Here is a 24924-nt window from a genome sequence, read left to right on the forward strand (position 1 = left end):
TGGAGCCGTGCTAGACGTGCATTGGCTCCGCCCCTACCAAGGGGTCCGTTCATTCATCTTCGGAGACTGCCTACAACCTAAACGGAAACGGCTGACTTACGCTCCGCGCCCGCTTCGCCTCTTATGAACACGCCATTAAACAGCGTGAATAACAATAAAAAGAGGTTTCCGAAAAATGAGCGAGCCAACCAGTCCTGTTCGTGTAGCAGTCGTGCAGTTCGACCCCCAGGTCGGCATCAGCAATCGCGAGGATAATCTGCACCGCAGCCTTGCTCTGGCCTTGGAGGCAGTGAACGGCGGAGCGAATCTCATCGTCCTGCCCGAGTTATCAAGTACCGGTTATTTCTTCAGCAACCGACAGGATGCGTTCGACCACTCGGAGTCAATCCCCGGCGGGCAGAGCGTGCAAGCCTGGATGGACTTCGCCCGCCGGCACAAAATTTACCTGGTCGGAGGTTTGACCGAGCGCGAAGGTATGCGGCTCTTCAATACCGGCGTGCTAGTGGGACCTGACGGCTTTATCGGCAAGTATCGCAAAGCACATTTATGGAACCTGGAGAAACTGTGGTTCACACCGGGTGATCTGGGCTTTCCGGTGTTTGACACACCGATAGGCCGCATAGGGTTGCTGATTTGCTGGGATATCTGGTTTCCGGAAGTGCCGCGAATTCTCAGCCAGCAAGGCGCAGACATCATTTGCAGCCTGAACAACTGGGTCTGGACGCCACCGCCTCTGTTTGATGACGCAGGCAAATGCATGGCGTCGTACCTGACGATGACCGCAGCGCATGTAAACAATGTATTTATTGCAGCGGCAAGCCGCATAGGTGAAGAGCGAGGTGCCCGCTACCTGGGCTGTTCGTTGATCGCGGGCACCAACGGCTGGCCGATCGGTGCGGTGGCTTCCGCTGACCAACAAGAAGTCCTTTATGCCGATATCGACCTCACCAGCTCTCGTAGCGCGGCCATTTGGAACAACTTGAATGATCTGCACCGTGATCGTCGGGTTGATCTCTACGATCAAATGCTCGGTTACACCCAGCACCCTTGTCTGCCGCGTTGATAAGGGAACTGTTCAATGGAAACGACAAACGAAAAACTCGAACAACGCCAGCATTCCGTCCGATCATCGCTGGATATCTTCATCATTTTGCTAATACTCGGCGCGATAGTACTGGTCACCTGGCTTTCATTCACGAACCGCGCTTCCTGGGCAGCCCACTGGCCAGACTACAGCCACATGGTATCCAACCTGCCGCAACCAAGCGCCTGGTTACGCTGGGTGCTGGGAGATATCAGCGAGGTTGCGTTCTATAAACATGAGTTCGCTTCTATTGGGCTGCTCGCCGGAGCGTATCTGGCGTATCGGGCCAATCGGACCGGAAAAGCCTGGCAAGGCTTTTCCATCTGCTATGGCAGCGGCCTGTGGCCTTGGCTGATCGCCAGTTCGCTGCTTGGGCTATTGCTGAGCAACCTGATGTGGGGCTGGACCGTTACGGCCACGGCTTGGCAGCCTACGTTTGCCGCTTTTGTTTCGTTGCCGGCGGCAATGGTGTTGATGTTTGGCGGCGGCTGGAAGGTCGCGATCAATGGCGCAATCATGGGCGCTTTGCTCGTCACCCCGACGTGCTTGTTGATAGTCAATTACGTCTGCCATCCATTTGGATTACCGGCCGTGATCGGGAATGTCTCGGGGATGGCTGTCGCCAGCGTCATTGCGTTTCTGCTCTGTCGCTACCTGCCGAGCCTGATGAAGTCGCCAGCATCCGGGAAATCCTGCGAACCGCCACCAGCAACCGCCAACGCCAAGGTGTCTGACTACGGTTTCGTCTGGGGTTTGCGCCGGGTCTTGGCAGATTTTTCGGAAGCGCCATTCCTCGGCAATGAATGGGCCAGCCTCGGTCTGATATTGGGTGCATTGCTGGCTTTCACCTTGAACCCGATGAGCCCGGTTTACGGCTCTGGTTTGTTGCCCCAACTGATCGGTGCACAGGCATTGACCTCGGCGCTGGGCGTGATGATCTGGCGTCGACAATGGATGTTGCGCGGATGGTATCCCACCTACATTCCGCTGGTATCGGTGGTGCCGGCAGCGATTTTGAGCTACGGCGGCAGTTGGCTGGTGATTGCCTCAAGCGCATTGCTGGGTGCACTGATTGCGCCACCGCTGGCGTGTGCAATTGCCAAACGGTTACCGGCCGACATGCATGCCTTCATCGCAAATGTCCTGTCCATGGCCATCAGCACCTTGCTCATCATTCCGTTCATCGGACTCCTGATAGCCAACTGAGCCCTCCCCCCACGGCTGTACTGCGGCTTCAAGCGGATACAGCCATTTCTACTACAAAGTAACGAGGTATCACATGGACCTGCCCAAACTGGCCATTGCTTCACTTGGTGGCACCGTGAGCATGCGGGCCCGGACCGTCAGCGAAGGAGTGGTCCCAACCGTCAGCGGCGAAACCCTGCTGGCTTCGGTACCGGAGTTGGCGACACTGGCACACGTAGACGTCGAAACGCTCGGGATGTTGCCCAGTGCCTCATTGAACTTCGAGTTTTTATTGAGCGTCCTCTGTTGGGCGAACTATCAGATCGAGCAAGGTGCCGTGGGTATTGTCATCACGCAGGGCACGGACACGCTGGAAGAAACCGCCACATTTTTCGATCTCCTGTGGGATCACGACGAACCGTTGGTGCTTACCGGCGCCATGCGCTCTGCAGCCCAGGCAGGGGCCGACGGACCGGCAAATCTGCTGGATGCTTGCCGGGTTGGCTTGGCCGGCAATAGCCGTCGGCGTGGCGTTCAGGTGGTAATGAACGGGCAGATTCACCCAGCGCACGCTGTTCGCAAAACCGACTCGATGGCATTACAGGCGTTTTCTTCACCAATCGTAGGCCTGGCCGGACTGTTGTCGGAGGGTACAGTTCACTATCTGCGCCCCAGTCTGCCACGCAACGTCTTGCCCTTGCCGCAACACACAACACAGAAAGTTGCCCTGCTACAGGCCTCGCTGTCTGCCGACACCCTCCTGTTGGAAAACATTCTCACGCTGGGTTATGACGGGCTGGTCATCGCCGGCTTCGGTGCGGGACACCTTTCTGAAACCTGGGCTGATGCGATTGATGCCATTGCCAAGAAAATCCCGGTCATTATTGCAACTCGCTGTGGCTCCGGCTCTACGGCGCATTCAACCTATGGGTTCGGGGGGAGTGAGATGGACTTGAGACGTAGAGGCGCTTCGATGGCAGGCTTTGCCTGTCCACGCAAAGCCAGAATCCTCCTGTGGTTGCTGATTGGTTGCCAGCGACAGGATGATTTGGCCCGATATCTGAAGGAGAACATCCGGTTTCAGTCTTAATGTTTGTGGCGGGGGCGATAAATGGGAGACGCCAAATAAAAACGGCCTGCAATCGCAGGCCGTTTTTTTATCCGAATCACCCTACGGCTTATGCGCCCGAGCCAGGAATTCGTGGGATTGCATTTCCAGCAAACGACTCAAGGTCCGCTGGAATTCGAACGTCAGGCGACCGCCGGTGTAGAGGTCCTTGAGTTCGACTTCGGCCGAGATGATCAGCTTCACGTTACGGTCGTAGAACTCGTCGACCATGTTGATGAAGCGGCGGGCGATGTCGTCTGTGGTGACGCTCATCTGTTCGACGCCGCTAATCAGCACGGCGTGGAAGATCTTGCCCAGTTCGATGTAGTCGTTCTGGCTGCGAGGGCCATCGCACAGTTCGCGGAAATCGAACCAGGCCACGTCGTCACAGGTGCGGATGGCGCGGATTTCGCGGTTCTCGATGATCAGTACATCGTTCTCCACCGCCTGGGTGCATTCCGGGGTCAGCGCACGGAAGCTCTTGCGCAGGCTTTCTTCGGCGGCGGCGTCCAGGGGGAAGTGGAAAAGCTCGGCTTGCTCAAGGTGACGCAGGCGATAATCCACACCGCTGTCGACGTTGACGATCTCGGTATGTTCCTTGATCAGCGCGATGGCCGGCAGGAAACGCGCCCGTTGCAGGCCATCCTTGTAGAGGCCGTCGGGCACGATGTTCGAGGTGGCGACCAGGGTCACGCCGTTCTTGAACAGTTCTTCCATCAAGGTGCCGAGGATCATGGCGTCGGTGATGTCGGAAACGAAAAACTCATCGAAGCAGATCACCCGGGTCTCGTCAGAAAACCGCTTGGCAATGATGGTCAGCGGGTTTTTCTCGCCACCCAAGGTCTTCATTTCTTCGTGCACGCGCTTCATGAAGCGGTGGAAGTGCGTCCGCGTTTTTTCCTTGAACGGCAACGCCTCGAAGAAAGTGTCTACCAGGTAGGTCTTGCCACGGCCCACGCCGCCCCAGAAATACAGGCCCTTGACGGGAGTCTGGTCTTTTCTGCCGAACAGTTTGCCCAACAGACCCGGTTTGTTGTTCGAGGCGGCAACCAAGTCATCGTACAGGCGCTGCAAATGCCGCACCGCCGTTTCCTGGGCTGCGTCGTGGAAAAACTCCGGGCGTTTCAGATCAGCTTGATATCGTTCTAGGGGCGTCATATTCGTTAGCAAGGCAACAAAAACGGGCCGTCACTGTAGCGATGGCCCAGAGGAATGGCAATCGGCCCTTATTCGAGCCGATGGTCGGGTTACGCGCTGGATCAGTCTTGGACAGGCGTCAGGGCGACTTGCAACGCATCAATGGCCGCGTCGCGAGCGGCGCTGTCTGCGAAAGCCGGGCTGTCTGCCACGCACTCGCCGCCCAGCCAGACACTGAAACTCAGCGCATCGTTACGAACGTCCAATGGCTCACCGGATTGCAATTGCTTGGTGACCTGGCCGGCAGTCTTGCCATCGGCAAAGTGACGGGACAACAACAGTTGCTCGCCATCGGCCGCCAATAGACGGAAGCGGAAGCTGCCGTCGTCTTCACGAAAGCTCACGAAGCGTGCGGCTTTGGCGGCTTTCTTTTTGGTGCTGGTCGAAACCTGGACCTGGCTGACAAACGACCGCAGGCCAACGGCTTCACGCAGTTCGTTAAGGAACGGCGTCGCCACGGCCCGGGCTTTTTTCGCGCCCAATTGCAGGATGTCTTCAAGGTCCGACGGGCGCTCGATGAACTGGTGATAACGTTCGCGCGCCTCACCCAGCTCGCTGTCGAGCAGTTGGAACAAACGGTTCTTGGCTTCGCCCCAACCCAGGCCCTGCAACAGTTCGCTGCGGAACTCATCGGCCTGGGCCGGTGTGGCGAAGGCCTGGAACAGGGTGAACAGGTGCGAGTTGTCCGGATCCTTCGCCTCACCCGGGGCGCGGGAATCGGTGACGATCCGCGAGATCGCGTCTTTCATGTCCTTGGCGCTGCTGAACAACGGGATGGTGTTGTCGTAGCTCTTGGACATCTTGCGGCCATCCAGGCCCGGCAGCGTGGCGACGCTTTCTTCGATCAGCGCCTCGGGCATGGTGAAAAACTCCTTGCCCTGGCCGAACAGGTGATTGAAGCGCTGGCCGATGTCCCGGGCCATCTCCACGTGCTGGATCTGGTCACGACCGACCGGCACTTTGTGGGCGTTGAACATCAGGATGTCGGCGGCCATCAGTACCGGGTAGCTGTACAGGCCCATGGTGATACCGGCGTCCGGGTCTTCGCCGGCCTCGACGTTCTTGTCCACCGAGGCCTTGTAGGCGTGGGCGCGGTTGAGCAGGCCCTTGGCGGCAACGCAGGTCAGCAGCCAGGTCAGCTCGGGAATCTCGGGAATATCGGACTGGCGATAAAAGGTCACGCGGTCCACGTCCAGGCCACCGGCCAGCCAGGTCGCAGCGATTTCCAGGCGAGAACGCTGGATGCGCAGCGGGTCATCGCACTTGATCAGGGCATGGTAGTCGGCCAGGAAGTAGAACGAATCGGCGTTGGTGTCGCGACTGGCGAGGATCGCCGGGCGGATGGCGCCGGCGTAGTTGCCCAGGTGCGGGGTGCCGGTGGTGGTGATGCCGGTCAGGATACGGGTACGAGTCGTCATGGGTTATCGCTTGTCAGACTGCAGTCAATTCGAGAGACGCGGCAGGAGCAGATCCTTGAGATCGGTCAGCTTGCCATGGAAAAAGTGTCCGCATTCTGCCACTTTCAGCAGCTCATGGGGGCGCTGGAGCGTGTCGGACCATTCGTAAACCAATTGCGGATCGACCACTTCATCGGCTTCCGGCTGGATGACGGTCAATTCGCCGCTCATCGGCAAGGGCGATTGCTCGTCCAGGCGCATCACCGCCGGGGCCACCATGAACAGGTGCTTGAGCGGTTGGCCCTGGGCTTCCAGGCGTCCGCCAAGGCTTGCGGCGACAAAACCACCAAACGAAAAACCGAACAGGGTGAGCGGCAGCTGCGGGTATTTTTCCCGCAGCCAATCGGCAGCGGCCTGGGCGTCGTCGACTTCACCAGTGCCCATGTCATGGCTGCCGGCACTGGCGCCGACGCCACGATAATTGAAACGCAACGTAACCAGGCCAGCATCACGGGCAGTGCGCTGCAGGGTCGAGACCACTTTGTTGAGCATGGTTCCACCCTGCACCGGGTTCGGGTGGCAGATCAGCGCCAGGCCACGGGGTGCCTCGCTGTCCAGGTACAAGGCTTCCAGTTGGCCCACCGGGCCATCGATGAATACAGGGGTTTCGCGCATAAGCAAGGTAAAGAACTCCGTGACCTTGAATAGGGTCGACTCGTCTAGCTAAAGTCTGTGCCTGGCATGATTGCGATGTTCTTCGCGGTATACAGCGCAGGTCCGAGCCGTTAACGTAAAGCAAAGCCGTTTATAGAGGAAGGACTCGTGGAACACTCGCTCTTAGTTTGGTTGTTGCCGACTCTTGCCCTGGTTGCCGGTGTCGCCATTGGATTCCTGCTTGCCCGACTGCTGCCCAACGCGGTGCCCAACAGCACGCAACGTCAGCTGGACGACATTCAGGAACGTTTCGACAGTTATCAGAATGAAGTGGTCACCCATTTCAACAGCACCGCTTCTCTGGTGAAGAAACTCACCCAGAGCTACCAGGACGTCCAGGATCATTTGTCCGAGGGTGCCAATCGCCTGGCCCTGGACGAACAGACTCGCCAACGCCTGCTGGCTGCCCTGCACGCCGACGCGGCGCAGGCGCCACGGGAACGCCTGACCCCGCCAAAGGATCAGGAACCGCCCCGGGACTATGCCCCCAAGGCCCCCAATTCGCCCGGCATGCTCGATGAGCATTACGGTTTGAAGAAGTAATTTTCAGCGACACCAAAAGCCCGCCCGATCCCATGATCGGGCGGGCTTTTTTTGGCTTGGGTTATCCAGGAGTCAGGTCTGCAGACATTCTGCGCCCAGTACAGAGTCCCCGTGGAGCGAGTGCTCACAGATTCCATGCCTGCCACAGAGCCCTGTGGGAGCGAGTCTGCTCGCGATTGCGGTCTGTCAGGGCCGGCGATGTTGAAGGTGCAACCGTCATCGCGAGCAAGCTCGCTCCCACAGTTTTTGATCGCAGTGTTCACAGACTCTGCGCCAACCAAAAGCCAGCACAACTCCCACCGTCGCCTCAGAACGCCAGTTGCAGACTCTGCTGCCCTTCAAGGCTCAGCAGGAACTGCTTGGCTGCCAGGCCGCCAGCGAAGCCGGTGAGGCTGCCGCCGGTACCGATGACGCGGTGACACGGGGCGATGATCGAAATGGGGTTACGCCCGTTGGCCGCGCCCACTGCCCGTACCGCAGTCGGTTGGCCAATCTGGATGGCGATGTCGCGGTAGCTGCGGGTTTCGCCGAAGGGAATAGTCAACAGGGCCTGCCAGACCCGGGTCTGGAAGTCCGTACCGACGAAATCCAATTGCAGATCGAAGCGCCTGCGCTGGCCGGCGAAATACTCCATGAGCTGGCGTTCGGTTTCCTTGAGGGTCGGATGGTGGTTGTCCTCCTCCAAGGGTCCCAGGCGCACCCGGTTGAGCCGCTCGTTTTCCCACAGGATAGCCGCCAGTTTTGTATCCCGGGCCACGAGGATCAATTGGCCCACGGGGGATTGGATGGTTTTGTACTGGGGTAGCATCGAGCATCCTTATCGTAGACCGAGCACTTTTGTGGCGAGGGCGCTTGCTCTCGCTTGGGGAGGCGAAGCGCCCCTGAAAACCTGAGGACGCGGCGTGTCAGGCAAACATGTTCGCTGCCTGGAGGGTTGCGGCGCAACCCAGCGGGAGCAAGCTCCCTCGCCACAGGTTTCCCTGCGGATCAAGAACCTCGCTTACGCTAACAACCCCAACGCCTTCGCCCGCGCCACAGCCTGGGTACGCCGCTCCACGCCGAGTTTGCTGTTGATGTGGCTGGCGTGCGTCTTGACCGTATGCAGCGAGATGAACAACTGCTCGCTGATTTCCTGGTTCGAACAGCCTTGTGCAATCAGTTGCAGTACCGCTCGCTCGCGGCTACTGAGGGTTTCGACAGGTGCCAATGGGTCAGCCGCTTGCACCGCCGTCGAGGGCAAGCGCTCGAGCAGATGCTCGCGCAAGGTGCTGGGTGGTGCCTGCAGCAGTTGTTCGCGCAGCCATTCACCATGCTCTTCGCCCAGCAACCATTCAAAGGGTTGCAACACACCGCCGGCGGCGGCCTCGAACGCCTGGGCCAGGGTGCGGCGGGCTTCGGGTTCGCGTCCGACGCTCAACAACAAGGCGACTTTCTGATTGAGCGCCATCACGCAGAGCATCTGTCGACCGGTCTGCTGGCCGTGTTCAAGCAAGGCATTGAGCCGCCCCTCGGCCAACATCGGTTGGCCCCGGATGGCCTCCAGCACCGCCCGCTGCAGTTCGACATGCAGCGGCAATTGCGGGTGGAACTCCGGCGGCGCAGCGGCCTGTTCGCCGGTATAGGTCTGCCCCAACCGCATCAACCAGGCTTCGGCCAGGTCAGTACGCCCCTGGGTCAGCCAGAGTTCGCATTTGACCAGGGTAATCATCGCCAGGTAGTAAATCGGTGGAACGTCCCAAATGTGCATCAGGCGCTCGGCTTCGGCCAGTTCGGCAAAGGCCCGGGCGAATTCGCCGTTGTAGCCCTCGATACGGGCGATCACGCAGTGACCGATCAATACGCTGATGTCGCGGCAAGCCCGGGCTTCGGTGAGGCCAGCCTGCAACCGCGCCACCCCGGCCTGGGGCTGCATGCGCAAAGTGAGCAGGAAGCCCTGGTACAGGGTCAGGCGCGCCCGCACCGCATAGAGCCGTTGGGGCGACAGCTTGTGCAAACGTTGCAGGCCCTGGTGGACTTCATCCAGTGCCCGCAGGATTTCCCCCCGCGCCTGCAACACTCGGGCGCGATCGTAATGGGCCAAGGCTTCGAACAGCGGGTTGCCGACCCGTTGAGCCAGTTCCAGGGAGTCACGGTTCAAGTTTCGCGCGCGCCACAAGTCACCATCGGCAATCGCCAGGTTCGACAGCGTGGACAGGCACATCAGGCGCTGGCCGTAGCGTTTGTGCGGCAAGCTCTCCAGGGCTTCGGTGCAATACCGCACGGTGGCTTCACGATCGCCGCGGCCACGGGCGACGATCCCGCTGAGGGCCAGCCATTGGGCAAGCATGGACTTTTGCGCAGTGGCCGAGGGGGCTGGCAAGAAGCGACTCAAGTAGGCGGCCAGCTCTTCGGCGGCGTCCAGCTGGCAAGCCAGCCCCAGCGCCCAGCTGTAGAGCACGATCAACCGTGGTGTGCTGATGAGCAGGCTGTCGGGCAGGTCCATTTTCCAGCGCAGCAACATGCCGACGTTCTGCTCGGCCAGCAGTTGCTCCTCCGAGAGGTTCTGCACCAGGTTCGCCGCCACGTCCAGGTGCCCGGCCCGCAGGGCCTGCTCCACGGCCTCGTCGATCAGGCCCTGGGCGTTGAACCAGCGACAGGCCCGCAGGTGCAAGGTCGCCGCCGGCACCATGACCGGCGCGCTGGGCCGACTGCGCAGCAGGTCGGAAAACAAGTGGTGATATCGATACCAGTGGCCATGCTCGTCCAGCGGCACCAGGAACACTTGATGAGCGGCCAGGTAACCCAGGATTTGCGCGCTGTCATGGGCTTCACGCACGGCATCGCACAGTTCGCTGCAAAAGCGGTCCTGGGGGGCGGTATCGTAGAGAAACGCCTGCACCTCGGCGGGCAGGCAGTCGATGACCTCTTCGAGCAGGTAATCGCGAATCAGCCCTTCCCCGCCGTGCAAGGCCTGGGGCAGCAAGCCTTCGGTACCGGCTTCGGAGGCCGCCAGCAGCCAGAAACGCAACCCGGCCACCCAGCCTTCGCTGCGCTGGATCAGATTTTCCAGGGCTTCCCCACGCAGCGAGCTGCTGTGATGCTGGAGCAGGGTCAGGGCCTCATCGTGGGTCAGGCGCAGATCCTGTTCGTTCAGTTCGAGCAACTGCCGTGACAGTCGCAGGCGCGCCAGATGCCAGTCCGGGCGCTGGCGGCTGGTGACCAATACCAGCAGGCCATCGGGCAGGTGATTGAGGAAGAATTGCAGGCAACGATCCAGCACCGAGCTCTGGGCCAGGTGGTAATCGTCGAGCACCAACAACAAGGGTTTGTCGGGCGAAAGATGCGTGGACAGTTCATCGAGCAAACCGTCGAGCCATTCTTCATAAGCGAAGGGTTGATGACGCTGGCGCATTTTCAGCAACCCCAGCGCCCGCCCTCCCAACTGCGGAAAGAACGCCTGGAGGCCTTCGAGCAGCCGCTCCAGAAAACGCCCTGGGTCGTTGTCCCGGGCACTGAGCCCCAACCAGAGGCTTTGCCAGTGAGGCGGCAGGCCCTGGCAGAATTCCACCGCCAGGGAGCTTTTACCAAACCCCGCCGGGGCGCTTACCAACAGCAACCGGCCTCCCAGCCCCGCGCTCAAACGCTCGCACAACCGCGGCCGCACAACATGACCGTCGGGCAAGGGCGGGCGGTAGAATCGTCCGTCCTGTACCGCAATGGCTGCGCGGGCATAATCCGGAAGTGAAGACAGATCAGTCATGGCCGGCTCTTGTTGAAAGGCGGGTGGCGGCGTTGCAGATGTCCGCAGACTAGCCGTAAACGAGGAGGTATTGAAGGGAGTGCTACAAATGGCTACAAAAAGACTACAACACGATTCACTTGAAAGGCCAATGCCAGGCACCGCTCCCACGCCACGGAGTTTGTGTTGGCTGATGGGACAAAAAAAACGCCCCGAACCAGTCGGGGCGTTTCTTCGAGGATGCGGCCTCGGGTAAAGCGATTTAGCGGATGCCGTCCTGACGCAGCGCGTTCGGGGTGAAGTCGGCGGTGGTGGCGGTAAAGCCGAAGTCGTAGGCCGACTTCTCTTCGTTTTTCATGCCCAGGGCCAGGTAGCGGCCAGACTGCAAGTCGTAGAGGGTTTCCAGGGCGTACCACGGCACTTGCTTGTCGTAGTAGTTCTCGGCATGGGCCTCGGCGACGCGCCACAGTTGGCCACGACCGTCGTAATGGTCGATCACCGCCGCTTGCCAGGTGTCTTCGTCGATGTAGAAGTCACGCTTGGCGTAGATGTGGCGCTGGCCTTCCTTCAAGGTCGCGGTCACATGCCAGACCCGACGTAGCTCGTAGCGCGCCAGATCCTGGTTGATGTGGCCGGCCTTGATGATGTCGTCGTACTTGAGCTGCGGCGAATCGATCTTGTAGCTGTTGGACGCGATGTACAGCTCTTTCTTGCCTTCCAGCTTCCAGTCGTAGCGGTCCGGCGCACCGTTGTACATGTCCAGGTTGTCGGAGGTACGCAGGCCATCGGCGGCGGTACCCGGGCCGTCATAGGACACTTGCGGGGCACGGCGCACACGGCGTTGGCCGGCGTTGTAGACCCAGGCCGAACGAGGTTCCTTCACTTGGTCGAGGGTTTCGTGCACCAGCAGCACGCCACCGGCCAGGCGCGCCGGCGCGGTCACTTGCTGCTTGAAGTAGAACAGGATGTTGCCAGGGTTGGCCGGATCGAAATCCTTCATCTTGTCGCGGAACACGAACTGGTCGCGGAAGTACACCAGGCTGTAGGAGCCATTGGGTTGCGGCGTGGCCTGGGTCACCAGGCGGGTCACGCTGCCACCGCGATAACGGGTGATGTGGTTCCAGATCACTTCCACACCGCTCTGGGGAATCGGGAACGGCACGGCCGTCTCGAAGTTCTCCAGGCCGTTGCCACCGGACACCAGCTTGGTGTTGACCGCGTTTTTCTTGATGGAAGCAAACACTTCATCCGGCACGGTGGCGCCGCGATGGGTCGGGTAGACCGGCATCTTGAAGGTTTCCGGGTAACGTTTGAACATCGCGTACTGGCCCGGCGCGAGCTTGGCTTTGTACTGCTCGACGTTCTGTGCGGTGATGGTGAACAGCGGTTTTTCACTGGCGTATGGGTCGGCAAGGAAGCCCTTGCTGTCCACGGCGCCGGCGTTCTTGGCCATGGGTTTCCAGGCCGAGATCGACCCATCGGCATTGCCAGCCATTTCCGCGCCCATCGGCGTCAGGCTCTTGCCCAGTTTGTCGGCCTCGGCGGCAGGCACCGCCGCCATGACACTGGCCGCCAGCAGGGATAGCCCCAAAACACCGACCTGCAACATATTCTTGGTTATTTTCATAGTGTTCGTCCTGAAATACGGTGCTTAGAAGGTCACGCCGACGCTAAGCGCCAGGAAGTCGCGATCGTCCACGGTGCTGAAGTCGCCACCAAAGAAGTTGGTGTAGGCCAGGCTTGCGTTGTAGGTGTTCTGATACTCGGCATCCAGCCCGAGGCTGACGGCCTTGCGGCCTTCTTCGAAGTTGCCACCAGGGCCTGGGGAGTAGCCTTTGACGTCATGGGACCAGGCCACGTTAGGCTTGAGGTTCACGCCAGCGAAGACGTCCGGGTATTCCCAGATGGCACGAGCGCGGTAGCCCCAGGAGGTCGCGGTGGTGAAGCCGTCGTTGTTGCAGTTGCTGTTCACGCCGCTGCTGGTCTGGCCGCCACCTGCGGCGGTCGAAGCGTTCAGCGTGCTGCAGAAACCATTGGGCAGCTCGCCCGGACCGAACACTGGGTCACGACCGTAGCGAGCCTCGGATTTACTTTCCAGGCCACCGACGTGGGTGACGCCGATTTCCCCCACGAGAGTCAGACGACTGGCGCCCATGACCTGGTCGAGGAAATGGGTGAATGTGGTCTGGAACTGGGTGATTTCCTTGCGGCGGTAGCCATGCAGATCCTGGCCGGGGGTGCCATCGAGCACCGAGGCGTTACCAAGCCCGGGGAGCGGGGTCACACCCGCGAACAGGATATCGGTGGTACTCAACTGTACCGGCGCATTCGGACGATAACTCAGCTCACCACTCCACGCCGTACCGGTAGGCAAGGTGGTGGAGAAACTCAAGCCATAGAGGCGGATATCTTCTGGATATTCGACGAAATATTTCGAGTTACCCGCCACGATCAGCGGCGCCAGTTGGCCAAAAAGCGGCGCACTGTTATAGACCGCCTGCGAGGCGCCGGTAGCGCTAAAAATCGGCGCACGGCTGTGATAGTTCATGAAATAGGCACCGAACTCGGTGTCCAGCGGCTCGAACATATACTTCAAGGACGCGCCCCACTGGCCGCTGTCGCGGGCGTCACGGTCGGCACCGCGGCGCACCAGTACGCCTTCCTCATTCACATCCACGCCGTTTGCAGTCAGGAGCGGCAAGGCGAAGCCAGGAATAGTGGAACGTTTATTCAACACCCGCAGGTTATCCGTACAGCCGTCGGCAATAACATCCGGCTGGGAGAAGAACGTCCCGCAGTTATCGACAACCGTCTGGTCCCACTCCAACTGGTAGAAAGCTTCAGCCGACAGATTGTCGGTCAGGCTCTGGGACACGTAGAACATGTTGACCGGGATCAGCCCTTCCTTGACCTCGGCACCAGGGCGACGGAACGCGGACACATCGATCGGGTTGATGGAGTTGATGCCGCCTTGGATGAAGGTACTTTCCCCCCAACTGACGACCTGCTTGCCCAGGCGGACCGCCCCTGGCTGATCGGCAATGGAGTAATTGTGGTAGACGAACGCATCGAGGATCTGCCCGCCGGACGACTTGGCGCCTTCCTTGCGGTTGTTGTCACTGATGTCCTTGTACAGGCGGTTTTCGTCTTTGAGCTCAAAGTCGTACCAGTATTTGCCGCGCACAAACACGCCGGTATCGCCGTACTTCAGTTCCAGGTCATGGATACCCTTGAAGATTTTCGAGAAGGTTTCCCCGCGCTTGAAGTTCAAGTGACCGTCATCGGAAGTCTGCGACAGACCGCGACCTCCGTTGTTGACGCCGATCAGGTCCTTGTTGGCATTGGCCGTGGACCAGCTCGCCCCCACCGACAGGGACGAGTCGAACTGGCCTTCGATTTCACCGATGTTGAAACTGACGCCGAATGCTGGGCCGGCGAGCGAAGAGGCAAGACTGACCGCCAAAGGCAGTTTTGCCCGGCGCCAGAACGTATTTGCTGTGGTCATCGACGCTACTCCATGTGCTTTATTGTTATGGCAGACAGGATTTTCAAAGAACCCTTTCAACGGTTGGAAACGACACCTCCCGCCCTCCGTTCAAAGTCGCAGCGCCCGTTTAGTACGTGCGTCCCGTTTTTGAAAATTCTTACGCGGACTATAGCCAGCAGGTAGTACGGCTTGATCCCTCTAAAGTGTGATTTATCGCCTCGACCACTCTGGAACAGTCCATTGCCAGGCCGACAGATGTCGGCACGGCAAGGATGGCTGAAATTTCCGATTTGACAAGACAAGCGCTTGCTTGGTGGGGCTACCGCGCCCTTTCGGGCGCGGTAAACGCGTTTAAAGCGTCGAGAGGAAGGTGCTGTTGTTGCTCTGCCATTCGGTGATGTCAACGCGGATACGCTTCTTGTCGAGTTTGCCGACGCTGGTCTTGGGAATTTCCGTAACAAGAGCGATCTGGCTCGGGATCGCCCACTTGCTCAGGTGCCCCAGCTCGACGAACGGCTTGAGGTGCTCCTTGAGCTCACGAGCCCCGATCTGGTGCCCTTCGCGAATCACCAGCAAGGCAAATGGCCGCTCGCCCCACTGCGGATCGGGAATACCCACCACTGCTACTTCACGTACCGCCACGTGCCGGCTGATGAGGTCTTCGAGGTCCAGGGAGGAGACCCATTCGCCACCGGTCTTGATCACGTCCTTGATGCGATCGCGGATGTCGATAAAGCCCATGTTGTCCAGCGTGGCGACGTCACCGGTGTGCAGCCAGCCCCCGGCCCAGAGCTCGGCGCCCTTCTGCGGCTCGTTGAAATAACCCTCGGTGAGCCACGGCGCACGCAGCACCAGTTCGCCCTGGGTCTCGCCGTCGGCGGGCAGGAAACGGCCCTCGGCGTCGACGATCGCCGCCTCCACCAACGGCCCCGGCACGCCAGCCTTGATCCGATAGGTAGTGCGTTCGTCTTCGCTACCGGCCATCAGTTCGTCGTTGAGGTGAGCGCAGGACACCAGCGGGCCGGTTTCCGACATGCCATAGGCGGCAGTGAGCTGGATCCCCTTGGCCTTGGCCGCTTCGTACAGGCTGCGGTTCAGGGCGCTGCCGCCGATGACGATTTTCCAGCCACCGAAATCGGTGTCCTGGGCACCCTTGGCGTTGAGGACCATTTGCAGGATGGTCGGGACGCAATGGGAAAAGGTGACCTTTTCCTTGCGCCACAGCTGCACCAGGAACTCGGGATCGTAGCGGCCGGGATAGACCTGCTTGAGCCCGAGCATGGTCGCCACGTAGGGCAAACCCCAGGCGTGTACATGGAACATCGGCGTGATCGGCATGTACACGTCGTTGGTGCCCAGCAGGCGCACGCTGTCGATGGACCCCATGATCGTCGCCACGCCCATGGTGTGCAGCACCAGTTGCCGATGGGTGAAATACACGCCCTTGGGGTTACCCGTGGTGCCGGTGGTGTAGAACGTGGTGGCGACGGAGTTTTCGTCGAAATCCTGGAAATCGTAGACGGGGCTGGCAGCGGCGAGCAGTTGTTCGTATTCGCCCACCAGGTTCGGCAGGTCGGCGGTTTTTTCCGGCAGGTCGGTCAGCAGCAGGGTCTTCTGCACCGTGGTCAGGTGCCCGGCGATTGCCTGGTACAAGCCGAGGAACTCGCTGTTGACCAGCACGAAGCGGTCCTCGGCGTGGTTCATGGTGTAGACGATCTGCTCCGGTGACAGGCGCACGTTGATGGTATGAATCACCGCGCCGATCATCGGGATCGCGAACATGCATTCCAGGTAACGATGGCTGTCCCAGTCCATCACCGCCACGGTATCACCGGCCTTGACCCCGGCCTCGGTCAGCACATTGGCCAGCCGCGCGACCCGTTCGATCAGCGTTGGATAGCTGTAGCGCAACTGGTCACGGTAGATGATCTCGCGGGTTTTCTCGTAGCGCGCCCCGGACATCAGCAGCCGCTTGATCAGCAGCGGGTATTGATAAGCGCCTTCGGCTGGAGGAATAACGCGAGTCTGCAACATAAGAGTCCCTTTTCTGACTGCACGGTCTTGGCTGGAGTGAAGCACTCTAGAGTGCTTATACACGGATCAAATCAGCCAAAGGAATGATTTGATCAGCGTGCAAATACTAGCCTTGAGCCATCCCCGTGCAGCGATGGGGCCCGTCAGTGCATCTCGGTAAACGCCAGCTTCACGCCGATAGCCACCAGTACCGCACCCATGGTCCGGTCGAACCAATGGCCCATGCGGGCAAAGCCGGCGCGCACCCGCTGCTGGCTGAACAACATGGCCACCAGGCAGAACCAGGCCGCCGTCGCAACCGCCAGGTACACGCCGTAACCGGCCTGGATCGCCAGGGGTGTGTGAGGGTTGATCACCACGGTGAACAGCGAGAGGAAGAACAGCGTGGCCTTGGGGTTCAGGCCATTGGTGACAAAGCCCGAGGTGAACGCGCCGCGGGCGGTACGTTCGCCAACCTCCTGGTGCAGGTTGTCTGCCGTCGGCTTGGCCGGTTGCGCGCGCAACGCCTTGAAGCCGATGTACAGCAGGTAGGCCGCAGCGGCCCATTTCAACGCGTTGAACAACACGATCGATTGGGACACGATCAGGCCGATACCCAGCAGCGAATACCCCACGTGCAGGAAGATCGCCGTGCCGACGCCCAGCGCCGTCCAGGTCCCGGCACGTCGGCCATGGGTCACGCTTTCACGCACCACCACGGCAAAGTCCGGGCCGGGACTGGCGACGGCCAGCAGGTGGATCAGGGCGACGGTGAGGAATTCGGCGAGGTACATGGGGGGCTCCTTGGCTGACTCAATCTTGAAACGAACATCAATTCCTGGGGCAAATGGACCCCAACATTCGAGCCCGACCGACCACAGTCCATCTGATAGGCTCGCCACATTACGCTTTCGATTCTTCAGATAAAAGGTACAGCTGATGACGAATACCGCCCGCGCAGTTTTCCTCGACCACCCTTCCCTGGACCTTGGCGATCTAGACCTGGCCCCGTTGCGCAATTGCTTCGGCGAACTGCAGTTGTTTGCCCGGACCACACCGGATCAGGTGACCGAACGGCTCAAGGGCGCCACAGTGGCGATCACCAACAAAGTCGTGATCGACGCGGCTGCGATGGCCGCCAGCCCTGAGCTGAAACTGATCCTGATCAGCGCCACCGGCACCAACAATGTCGACCTGGTCGCCGCCCGCCAACACGGCATCACGGTGTGCAATTGCCAGGGCTACGGCACGCCGTCGGTGGCCCAGCACACAATCATGTTGCTGCTGAACCTCGCGACACGCCTGGCCGACTATCAGAAAGCCGTAGGCGAAGGTCGTTGGCAACAGGCCTCGCAGTTCTGCCTGCTGGACTATCCGATTGTCGAACTGCAAGGCAAAACCCTTGGCTTGCTGGGGCATGGCGAACTGGGCAGCGCCGTCGCGCGATTGGCCGAAGCCTTTGGCATGCGCGTGCTGCTGGGGCAGGTTCCCGGGCGCCCTGCCCGCCCTGACCGCGTGCCGCTGGAGCAACTGCTGCCGCAAGTCGATGCGCTGACCCTGCATTGCCCACTCAACGAACACACCCGACACTTCATCGGTGCCCGGGAATTGGCGCTGCTCAAACCCGGCGCCTTTGTGGTCAACACCGCCCGTGGCGGCCTGATCGACGAACAGGCCCTGGCCGAGGCACTGCGCAACGGCCATCTGGGCGGCGCAGCCACCGACGTGCTGAGCGTGGAGCCGCCGACCCTGGGCAACCCGTTGCTGGCCGCCGACATTCCCCGGCTGATCGTCACGCCCCACAACGCCTGGGGCAGCCGCGAGGCGCGGCAACGGATCGTCGGTCAACTGACCGAGAACGCCCAGGGCTTTTTCAGCGCTGCAGCGCGGCGGGTCGTCAGTTGATAAACTGCCGCACTTTTTTTCAAGGAGCAGACCATGGATCCGCGCAGTGAAGTACTGCTTCGTCAGGCCGAGTTATTCCAGGGTTCGGTCTTGCTGGCCGGCCTGCCCGCCGACGATCTGCTCGGTCGCCTGCCCGAGGCCCATGGCTGGTGCTGGCACGCCGGCGATCAGGCGGCGCTGGACGCCCGTTTTCCCGAGCGCAGCCAGTTTGGCGTGAACGTCCCAGAGCGTGGGTTCGACACCGCCGTGGTGTTCCTGCCCAAGGCCAAGGACCTGACCGATTACATCCTCAATGCCGTGGCCGCGCGCCTGGCCGGGCGCGAGGTGTACCTGGTGGGGGAAAAACGGAGCGGCATCGAGGGCGCGTCCAAGCAACTCAACCCGTTCGGCAAGCCGCGCAAGCTCGACAGCGCACGGCATTGCCAGCTATGGCAGGTCACCGTCGCCGATGCGCCCGAGGCCAAGCCGCTGGAAAGCCTGGCCCAAACCTACGAGTTGCCCCTGGCCGAAGGCCCACTGAAGGTCATCAGCCTGCCGGGGGTGTTCAGCCATGGCCGCCTGGATCGCGGCAGTGCACTGCTGTTGGAGCACCTGGATAAACTGCCCAGCGGCCATTTGCTGGACTTCGGTTGCGGGGCTGGCGTACTGGGGGCGGCGGTCAAGCGGCGCTACCCGCACAACACTGTGACGCTGCTGGATGTGGACGCGTTCGCCGCCGCCAGCAGCCGCCTGACCCTGGCCGCCAACGGCCTGGAAGCCGAGGTGCTGACCGGCGACGGTATCGACGCCGCACCGATGGGCTTGAGTGCGATCCTGAGCAACCCACCGTTTCATGTCGGCGTGCACACCGATTACCAGGCCACGGAAAACCTGTTGCGAAAAGCGGCCAAACATCTGAAAAACGGCGGCGAACTGCGATTGGTGGCGAACAGCTTCCTCAAGTACCAGCCTCTGATCGAGGAGCATTTGGGCGTGTGTGCGATCAAGGCCGAGGGTCAGGGTTTTCGTATCTACCGAGCCAAGCGCGGCTGACGTTTTTTAAGAGACAGCACTTGCCCAATCGGATTTGCCTAGGCAGAATCCGCTCCGTCCTAGGGGAGTAGTCTCCCGCGAGCGCCATGCTCGCCCGGCATACGTCAACATACTTGGTCAGCAGACCATGGCGTATGCGGCCCAAGCGTCCACACAGATGGCCGCTGGGTTTGACAAGACCTATGACACGCACACCTTACCCGGGGCGGGAAGGCTGTACGTGTCATAGCCGTGTCGACCCGCCCCTTTAGGAATCACCTGATGCTGGACTCTCTCCTCGTACCTACCGCTATCGTTGCGCTGGCCGAAATCGGCGACAAGACGCAATTGCTCGCGCTCATCCTTGCGGCTCGCTTTCGCAAACCCTGGCCGATCATTGCCGGCATCGTTGCCGCGACCCTGGCCAACCATGCCGCAGCCGGGGCGGTGGGGGCCTGGGTCAGCGGGTTTTTCTCCAACGCGGTCTTGCACTGGATCCTGGCAGCAAGCTTCACGGCCACCGCGCTATGGACCCTGGTCCCGGACAAGCTGGACGACGAAGAAGCCAATACGGCGCGCAAGTTCGGCCCCTTCGTCACCACGCTGATTGCGTTCTTCCTCGCGGAAATCGGCGACAAGACCCAGATCGCCACGGTGATGCTCGCCGCGCAATACCCGGAGCTGTGGCTGGTGATCATTGGCACCACCGTGGGCATGCTGATTGCCAACGTGCCGGTAGTACTGGCGGGCAATTTCGCCGCCGAGAAGCTGCCCCTGACGCTGATCCGCCGCCTGGCCGCCTCGGCATTTTTCGTCCTGGCAATCGTGGCGGTGTACAAGGCGATGCAGAGCAGTGGGTGGGTTTGATCTGATACCGCGTTATCGTTCATCGCGAGCAAGCTCGCTCCCACAGGGGCTGCGGGTGTTCACAGAGTTGTGTTCACTGCGGAGCTCTGTGGGAGCGAGCTTGCTCGCGATGAGGCCTGCCGCCTCACCGCAGGGTGAAGCTTACTTCTTGGCCTGCTGATAAAGCGGCATCACCTTTGGAATCGCCGCCTGCAACGAAGCGATCCGGCTGCTCGACGAAGGGTGAGTGCTCATGAACTCCGGTGGCGCCCCTTCCGATGCCTTGCTCATCTTGTTCCACAAGGTGATCGCGGCATTCGGGTCGTAACCGGCCCGGGCGGCCAGTTCAAGGCCGATCAGGTCGGCTTCGTTCTCGTTGCCGCGGCTGTTGGGCAGGGTCATGCCGTAGTTGGCAACGGTGTCGGCCAACGCCAGGCTATCCTGGCCCAGGCCGAACAAGGCACCGGCGCCCTGCTTGGCCATCTCGATGCCATAGGCCTTGGACATCGCCTCACGACCATGCTCACGCAGGGCGTGGGCGATTTCATGGCCCATGATCGCCGCGATTTCAGCGTCAGTCAGCTTAAGCTGGTCGATCAAGCCAGTGTAAAACATGATCTTGCCGCCAGGACCACAGTTGGCGTTGAGCTCGTCGCTCTTGATCAGGTTCACTTCCCAGTTCCATTGCGCCGAATCCGGACGGAATATCGGGGCCTGGGCAATCAGCCGGTCAGCGATGACCTGGATACGCTTGGCATCGCTACTGGTCTTGTCCAGCACACCCTTGGCGCTCGCCTCGCCCATGGTCTTCTGATAGGACTGCGCATACATCTGGTTGACCTCATCAGTCGACAGCATGCTGAACATGTACTGTTTGCGCTCAACGCCCACGGCCCCACCGCTGGTGGTGTTGACCGACTGGCAACCGGCAAGCAGCAACCCTGCGCTCAATGCACTCACCATCAAAATCTTGTTCATTTAGAAGCTCCCTGGAAACGTGGGCGTATCCTAGGCGGTGATTTGTATCCGCGCCAGATACACAGCAGTCAGGGACTGCATTTTTTTGCGACAAATCCACCCAGTCCATTTACGACACCGACAAAGCCAAAACAGTCATCCGACGAACAACGCCTCATGCTCAGCTGTAGAAACGCCGATACAGGCTCCAGACGTCATTTCCGCGTCCGGAGCCCTTATGAAATTCAAATCGATCCAGTCTTCCGTGGCCGCCCTGGCCGGGGCCATCGTGCTCAGCGTGGTCGGCGCTCTGGTGCTATACGCGCTGTTTGCCGGCGCCCGCACCCAGGACATGGTGCAACAGCGGACCAAGGCGCAGTTCGAACAGCTCATCGAGCAACGCCTCAGCGCGCTGGCCCGCACCCAGGCCAGCCTGATCCAACGGGAGCTGGAGGCGCCGCTGTTGCTCGCCCGTGGCCTGGCCACCAGCAATGCCTTGATGGGCATGAACGGTAAGGATGGCAACCCGCAATTGAAGGTGCCCCGCGAGCAGATGATCAGCCTGCTGCGCGAAACCGTGGTGCGCAATCCGAAGATCCTCGGCGCCTACATCGCCTGGGAGCCGAACGCCATCGACCACGACGACGCCAGTTATGTGAACAGCCAGGTGCTGGGCATGGAAACCAACGGGCGCTTCCTGCCGTGGTGGTTTCGCAATCAGGACGGCACCCTGGGCCTGGAAAAACTCGCCGACGTGACCGACCAGAAACTGCTCTCCACCGGCATCCGCGCCAGCGAGTACTACCTGTGCTCCCAGGACAGCAAGAAAGCCTGCGTGATCGACCCGGCGCCCTACCGCGTCGGCGACACCATGACCATGCTCGCCTCGTTCATCGAGCCGATCATGATCGATGGCAAGTTCCAAGGCATCGTCGGGGCCGACCTGTCGGTGAACTTCATCCAGGACATGCTCGTTGCCGCTGACGGCAAGCTGTACGGCGGTGCTGGGGAAATGGCCCTGCTCTCCAGTAATAACCGGCTGGTGGCCTTTACCAAGGACCCGAGCAAACTGGGGGAAAAGGCCAGCGACCTGCTCGACACCAGCGAGTTGGATAACCTGGCCAAACTCGGCGTCGGCGAAGTGCGTTACGACATCGATGAAGAGCATGGGCATATCGAGGTGTACATGCCGTTTGGCATCGGCGAGACCACCGCCCGCTGGACGCTGATGCTGCAACTGCCACTGAATGCGGTGATGGCCGACCTGCAGGCGTTGCAGCAGGACCTTGACCATCAGCGCCAGGCCGACATCTTTGGCATGGCGATGGTGGGCCTGGTGATTGCCGGTATCGGCCTGTTGGTGATCTGGCTGGTGGGCCACGGCATTGCCCGACCGCTCAAGCAAATGGTGGCGATGCTCGATGACATCGCCCAGGGCGAAGGCGACCTGACCCGCCGTCTGGTGAGCGACCGCGCCGACGAACTGGGCGCGATTGCCAGGGGCTTCAACACCTTTCTGAGCAAGTTGCAGGGGATGATTACCCAGGTAGTGACCTCGGTGCAGAGCGTCAGTGACTCGTCCGAGCACACCGCCGACATCGCGATCCGCACCAACCAGGGCGTGCACAAGCAGATGTCGGAGATCGATCAGGTCGCCACCGCCGTCCACGAAATGACCGCCACCGCCCAGGACGTGGCCCGCAACGCGACCCAGGCTGCCCAGGCCGCCAGTCACGCCGACCAGGCCGCCAGCCAGGGCATGCAGATCGTGCGGGATACCTCCACCTCCATCGGTGCCCTGGCCGTGGAGATCGGCAAGGCCGTCAGCGTGGTGCAGACCCTGGCCAAGGACAGCGAGAACATCAACGCAATCCTCACCGCCATCCGCGGGATCGCCGAACAGACCAATCTGCTGGCCCTCAACGCCGCCATCGAAGCCGCCCGGGCCGGTGAACAGGGACGTGGTTTTGCGGTGGTCGCCGATGAAGTGCGCAACCTGGCACAAAAGACCCAGCAAGCCACGGAAGAAATCCAGTCGATGATCCAGCAACTGCAACAAGGCACCCGCGATGTGGTGCGGGTAATGGAAGACAGCCAGCAGCGCACCGATGAAAGCGTGCAGCACGCGGCGAAAGCGGCCCAGGCCCTGGAAACCATCACTCAGGCGGTGTCGGTAATCAACGACATGAACACCCAGATAGCCAGCGCCGCCGAGGAACAAAGCGCCGTGGCCGATGACATCAACCGTAACGTGATCAACATCGGGCAAGTGGCAAACGAAGTGGCGAGCGGCGCCGACGAGTCCAGCGCCGCCAGTGCCGGATTGACCAAATTGGCGGAGCAGCAGCGACGGTTGATCAATCAGTTCAGGGTCTGATCCAAGGGCCCCATCGCGAGCAAGCTCGCTCCCACAGGGATCTACGGTGTACCTAGACTTTGTGAACACCCGCAGCCCACTGTGGGAGCGAGCTTGCTCGCGATGAGGGCGTGTCAGGCAATCTGGCTTTGTCTGGTCGACCGCTTTCGCGAGCAAGCTCGCTCCCACAGGGGATCTACGGTGTACCTAGACTTTGTGAACACCCGCAGCCCACTGTGGGAGCGAGCTTGCTCGCGATGGGGGCCAGCACAGGCGCCTCAACACTCAAGCCGGAGTCAGGCACTCCGGCCCATTGAGCTTCGGGTCATTGACCATGTTGGCCAGCACCCGCTCACGCAATGGCGCCGGTTCACTGGCCAGCAGCCCTTGCAAGGCATGCAGTGGCGTCTCGGGGTCGAGCCACAGGCGCTGGCCCTCTTCGTCCAGGATCAATGGCCGGCGCTGACCCGCCGCCGGCTGGGTGATGACCGCTGTGCTCAGCCACACCTGCTCCTGCACCGGATAGGCCTCCCAGATCGCCGCGAAAAACAACGACGAACCCTCCCCCGGCGTCAGCCAGTACGGCCGCTTGCGCGTGCCGCCGCGCCATTCGTAGAAACCGTTGGCCGGCAGCAGGCAACGACGCTGACGCAAGGCTTCACGGAACATCGGTTGCTCGGCCACGGTTTCGGCCCGGGCATGGGCCGGGGTGCGGGACAGGTCGGTCAACCACGGCGGCGTCAGCCCCCAACGAGCCCGGGCCAATTCGCGCCGCCCCTCGACGCCGGCGCGCAGCATCAGCACCGAATCGTTGGGCGAAATATTCCATTGGGCCTTCTGATCGGCAGGAAAGCCGGGCAAGGCCGCGAAGGCGGGGTTCCAGCGAAACAGGGCATAACGTCCACACATGGGGCAACACGACTCTTGATCAAACGGCCGCCAGCCTAGCAGACCAGCGTGCCGGGGTAACTGTCCGGTTCATCGCCTGGCAACGGCAGCGCGGCATTGTACTCGGCGATCAACTCCCGGGCGTATTGCGCCTGATCATCCTCCACCGCCAGCCCCAGCAACCCCTGCATCGGCAGTTCCCCGGCACCGCCCAGCAGATCGCGGCCCACCAGGTGCGCCGTGATGCCTTCGCTGGCGAGCATGCCTTGCAGCAACTCGCCTTCCATCAGATTTTCCAGCTCGTAGATTCGTCGCATGGGCGCCCCCCATCACTCGTTTTCACTAAAGACCTCGAGATGCCACTCTTCACCATGGACCTGCAACACGAAGGTTATCGGGCGGCAGCAGACCTGGCAGTCCTCGATGTAGGTCTGATCGCCACCGGACAGATCCACCGAAGTCTCCACTTCCTCGCCACAATACGGACATTCATACAGAGCGGTTTCCAGCATCGC

Annotated in this window: 21 protein-coding genes and 1 riboswitch; of the genes, 8 read left to right on the top strand and 13 right to left on the bottom strand. The window is 60.9% G+C overall.

The window, feature by feature from the left end; all coding sequences use genetic code 11:
* Positions 1-175 precede the first annotated feature (175 nt).
* The 3 genes from SGN16_RS24305 (at position 176) to SGN16_RS24315 (ending at position 3359) form a co-directional block, all read left to right on the top strand.
* Positions 176-1063, top strand: coding sequence for a nitrilase family protein (locus SGN16_RS24305; RefSeq protein WP_335945578.1), 888 nt, complete (start codon positions 176-178; stop codon positions 1061-1063).
* Positions 1064-1078: 15 nt separating this feature from the next.
* The gene (locus SGN16_RS24310; RefSeq protein WP_335945579.1) at positions 1079-2290 is read left to right on the top strand and encodes a hypothetical protein; all 1212 of its coding nucleotides are present in this window, start codon (positions 1079-1081) and stop codon (positions 2288-2290) included.
* A 73-nt stretch (positions 2291-2363) separates the two neighbouring features.
* Complete coding sequence (locus tag SGN16_RS24315) at positions 2364-3359, top strand: asparaginase (RefSeq protein WP_335945580.1); 996 nt, start codon at positions 2364-2366, stop codon at positions 3357-3359.
* 81 nt (positions 3360-3440) lie between these two features.
* Here SGN16_RS24315 and zapE read toward each other — a convergent pair whose 3' ends face one another.
* From zapE to SGN16_RS24330, 3 genes are all read right to left on the bottom strand, one after another.
* Entirely contained in the window at positions 3441-4535 is a 1095-nt protein-coding gene (gene zapE / locus SGN16_RS24320; RefSeq protein WP_335945581.1) for a cell division protein ZapE, read from the bottom strand.
* Positions 4536-4636: 101 nt separating this feature from the next.
* Positions 4637-5992: a tryptophan--tRNA ligase gene (locus tag SGN16_RS24325; protein WP_335945582.1), complete on the bottom strand. Its 1356-nt coding sequence runs from the start codon at positions 5990-5992 to the stop codon at positions 4637-4639.
* A 24-nt stretch (positions 5993-6016) separates the two neighbouring features.
* Complete coding sequence (locus SGN16_RS24330) at positions 6017-6646, bottom strand: alpha/beta fold hydrolase (protein WP_210645405.1); 630 nt, start codon at positions 6644-6646, stop codon at positions 6017-6019.
* A 147-nt stretch (positions 6647-6793) separates the two neighbouring features.
* Between SGN16_RS24330 and SGN16_RS24335 the strand changes: the two genes are divergently transcribed.
* Positions 6794-7228: a DUF1043 family protein gene (locus SGN16_RS24335; RefSeq protein WP_025215418.1), complete on the top strand. Its 435-nt coding sequence runs from the start codon at positions 6794-6796 to the stop codon at positions 7226-7228.
* Positions 7229-7535: 307 nt separating this feature from the next.
* Here the strand turns inward: SGN16_RS24335 and SGN16_RS24340 are convergent, their stop codons facing one another.
* From SGN16_RS24340 to SGN16_RS24365, 6 genes are all read right to left on the bottom strand, one after another.
* A complete protein-coding gene (locus SGN16_RS24340) occupies positions 7536-8036 on the bottom strand; it encodes a methylated-DNA--[protein]-cysteine S-methyltransferase (RefSeq protein WP_210640781.1) in 501 nt (166 codons plus the stop codon).
* Between the two features lie 192 nt (positions 8037-8228).
* Complete coding sequence (locus SGN16_RS24345; protein WP_210640783.1) at positions 8229-10967, bottom strand: LuxR C-terminal-related transcriptional regulator; 2739 nt, start codon at positions 10965-10967, stop codon at positions 8229-8231.
* A 241-nt stretch (positions 10968-11208) separates the two neighbouring features.
* Positions 11209-12573, bottom strand: a complete 1365-nt coding sequence (locus tag SGN16_RS24350; protein WP_210640785.1) for a DUF1329 domain-containing protein — start codon at positions 12571-12573, stop codon at positions 11209-11211.
* A gap of 24 nt (positions 12574-12597) precedes the next feature.
* The gene (locus SGN16_RS24355; protein WP_335945583.1) at positions 12598-14451 is read right to left on the bottom strand and encodes a DUF1302 domain-containing protein; all 1854 of its coding nucleotides are present in this window, start codon (positions 14449-14451) and stop codon (positions 12598-12600) included.
* A 333-nt stretch (positions 14452-14784) separates the two neighbouring features.
* On the bottom strand, positions 14785-16467 hold the full coding sequence (locus SGN16_RS24360; RefSeq protein WP_210640789.1) for a fatty acid--CoA ligase: 1683 nt from the start codon (positions 16465-16467) through the stop codon (positions 14785-14787).
* 143 nt (positions 16468-16610) lie between these two features.
* Positions 16611-17240 (bottom strand): LysE family transporter, encoded by a 630-nt coding sequence (locus SGN16_RS24365; protein WP_210640791.1) that lies wholly within the window; start codon positions 17238-17240, stop codon positions 16611-16613.
* A gap of 145 nt (positions 17241-17385) precedes the next feature.
* Between SGN16_RS24365 and SGN16_RS24370 the strand changes: the two genes are divergently transcribed.
* The 3 genes from SGN16_RS24370 (at position 17386) to SGN16_RS24380 (ending at position 20229) form a co-directional block, all read left to right on the top strand.
* Positions 17386-18351, top strand: a complete 966-nt coding sequence (locus SGN16_RS24370) for a 2-hydroxyacid dehydrogenase (protein ID WP_210640793.1) — start codon at positions 17386-17388, stop codon at positions 18349-18351.
* A 33-nt stretch (positions 18352-18384) separates the two neighbouring features.
* Positions 18385-19383 carry a class I SAM-dependent methyltransferase gene (locus SGN16_RS24375; RefSeq protein WP_210640795.1) on the top strand — a complete coding sequence of 333 codons (999 nt, stop codon included), beginning with the start codon at positions 18385-18387 and terminating at the stop codon, positions 19381-19383.
* A gap of 50 nt (positions 19384-19433) precedes the next feature.
* A riboswitch (yybP-ykoY riboswitch) is annotated at positions 19434-19554 on the top strand.
* Between the two features lie 90 nt (positions 19555-19644).
* Positions 19645-20229 (top strand): TMEM165/GDT1 family protein, encoded by a 585-nt coding sequence (locus SGN16_RS24380; protein WP_210640797.1) that lies wholly within the window; start codon positions 19645-19647, stop codon positions 20227-20229.
* 141 nt (positions 20230-20370) lie between these two features.
* Here SGN16_RS24380 and SGN16_RS24385 read toward each other — a convergent pair whose 3' ends face one another.
* The gene (locus SGN16_RS24385; protein ID WP_210640799.1) at positions 20371-21186 is read right to left on the bottom strand and encodes a M48 family metallopeptidase; all 816 of its coding nucleotides are present in this window, start codon (positions 21184-21186) and stop codon (positions 20371-20373) included.
* A gap of 217 nt (positions 21187-21403) precedes the next feature.
* Between SGN16_RS24385 and SGN16_RS24390 the strand changes: the two genes are divergently transcribed.
* The gene (locus SGN16_RS24390; protein ID WP_335945584.1) at positions 21404-23542 is read left to right on the top strand and encodes a methyl-accepting chemotaxis protein; all 2139 of its coding nucleotides are present in this window, start codon (positions 21404-21406) and stop codon (positions 23540-23542) included.
* 264 nt (positions 23543-23806) lie between these two features.
* Here SGN16_RS24390 and SGN16_RS24395 read toward each other — a convergent pair whose 3' ends face one another.
* The 3 genes from SGN16_RS24395 to SGN16_RS24405 are packed head-to-tail and all read right to left on the bottom strand — an operon-like array spanning position 23807 to position 24921.
* A complete protein-coding gene (locus SGN16_RS24395; RefSeq protein ID WP_335945585.1) occupies positions 23807-24430 on the bottom strand; it encodes an SOS response-associated peptidase in 624 nt (207 codons plus the stop codon).
* A gap of 35 nt (positions 24431-24465) precedes the next feature.
* Positions 24466-24726, bottom strand: coding sequence for a DUF2007 domain-containing protein (locus SGN16_RS24400; RefSeq protein ID WP_210640804.1), 261 nt, complete (start codon positions 24724-24726; stop codon positions 24466-24468).
* 12 nt (positions 24727-24738) lie between these two features.
* The gene (locus SGN16_RS24405) at positions 24739-24921 is read right to left on the bottom strand and encodes a CPXCG motif-containing cysteine-rich protein (protein WP_109754890.1); all 183 of its coding nucleotides are present in this window, start codon (positions 24919-24921) and stop codon (positions 24739-24741) included.
* Positions 24922-24924: the final 3 nt, after the last annotated feature.

The organism is Pseudomonas sp. G166 (genome assembly GCF_037027455.2).
Lineage (GTDB): Bacteria > Pseudomonadota > Gammaproteobacteria > Pseudomonadales > Pseudomonadaceae > Aquipseudomonas.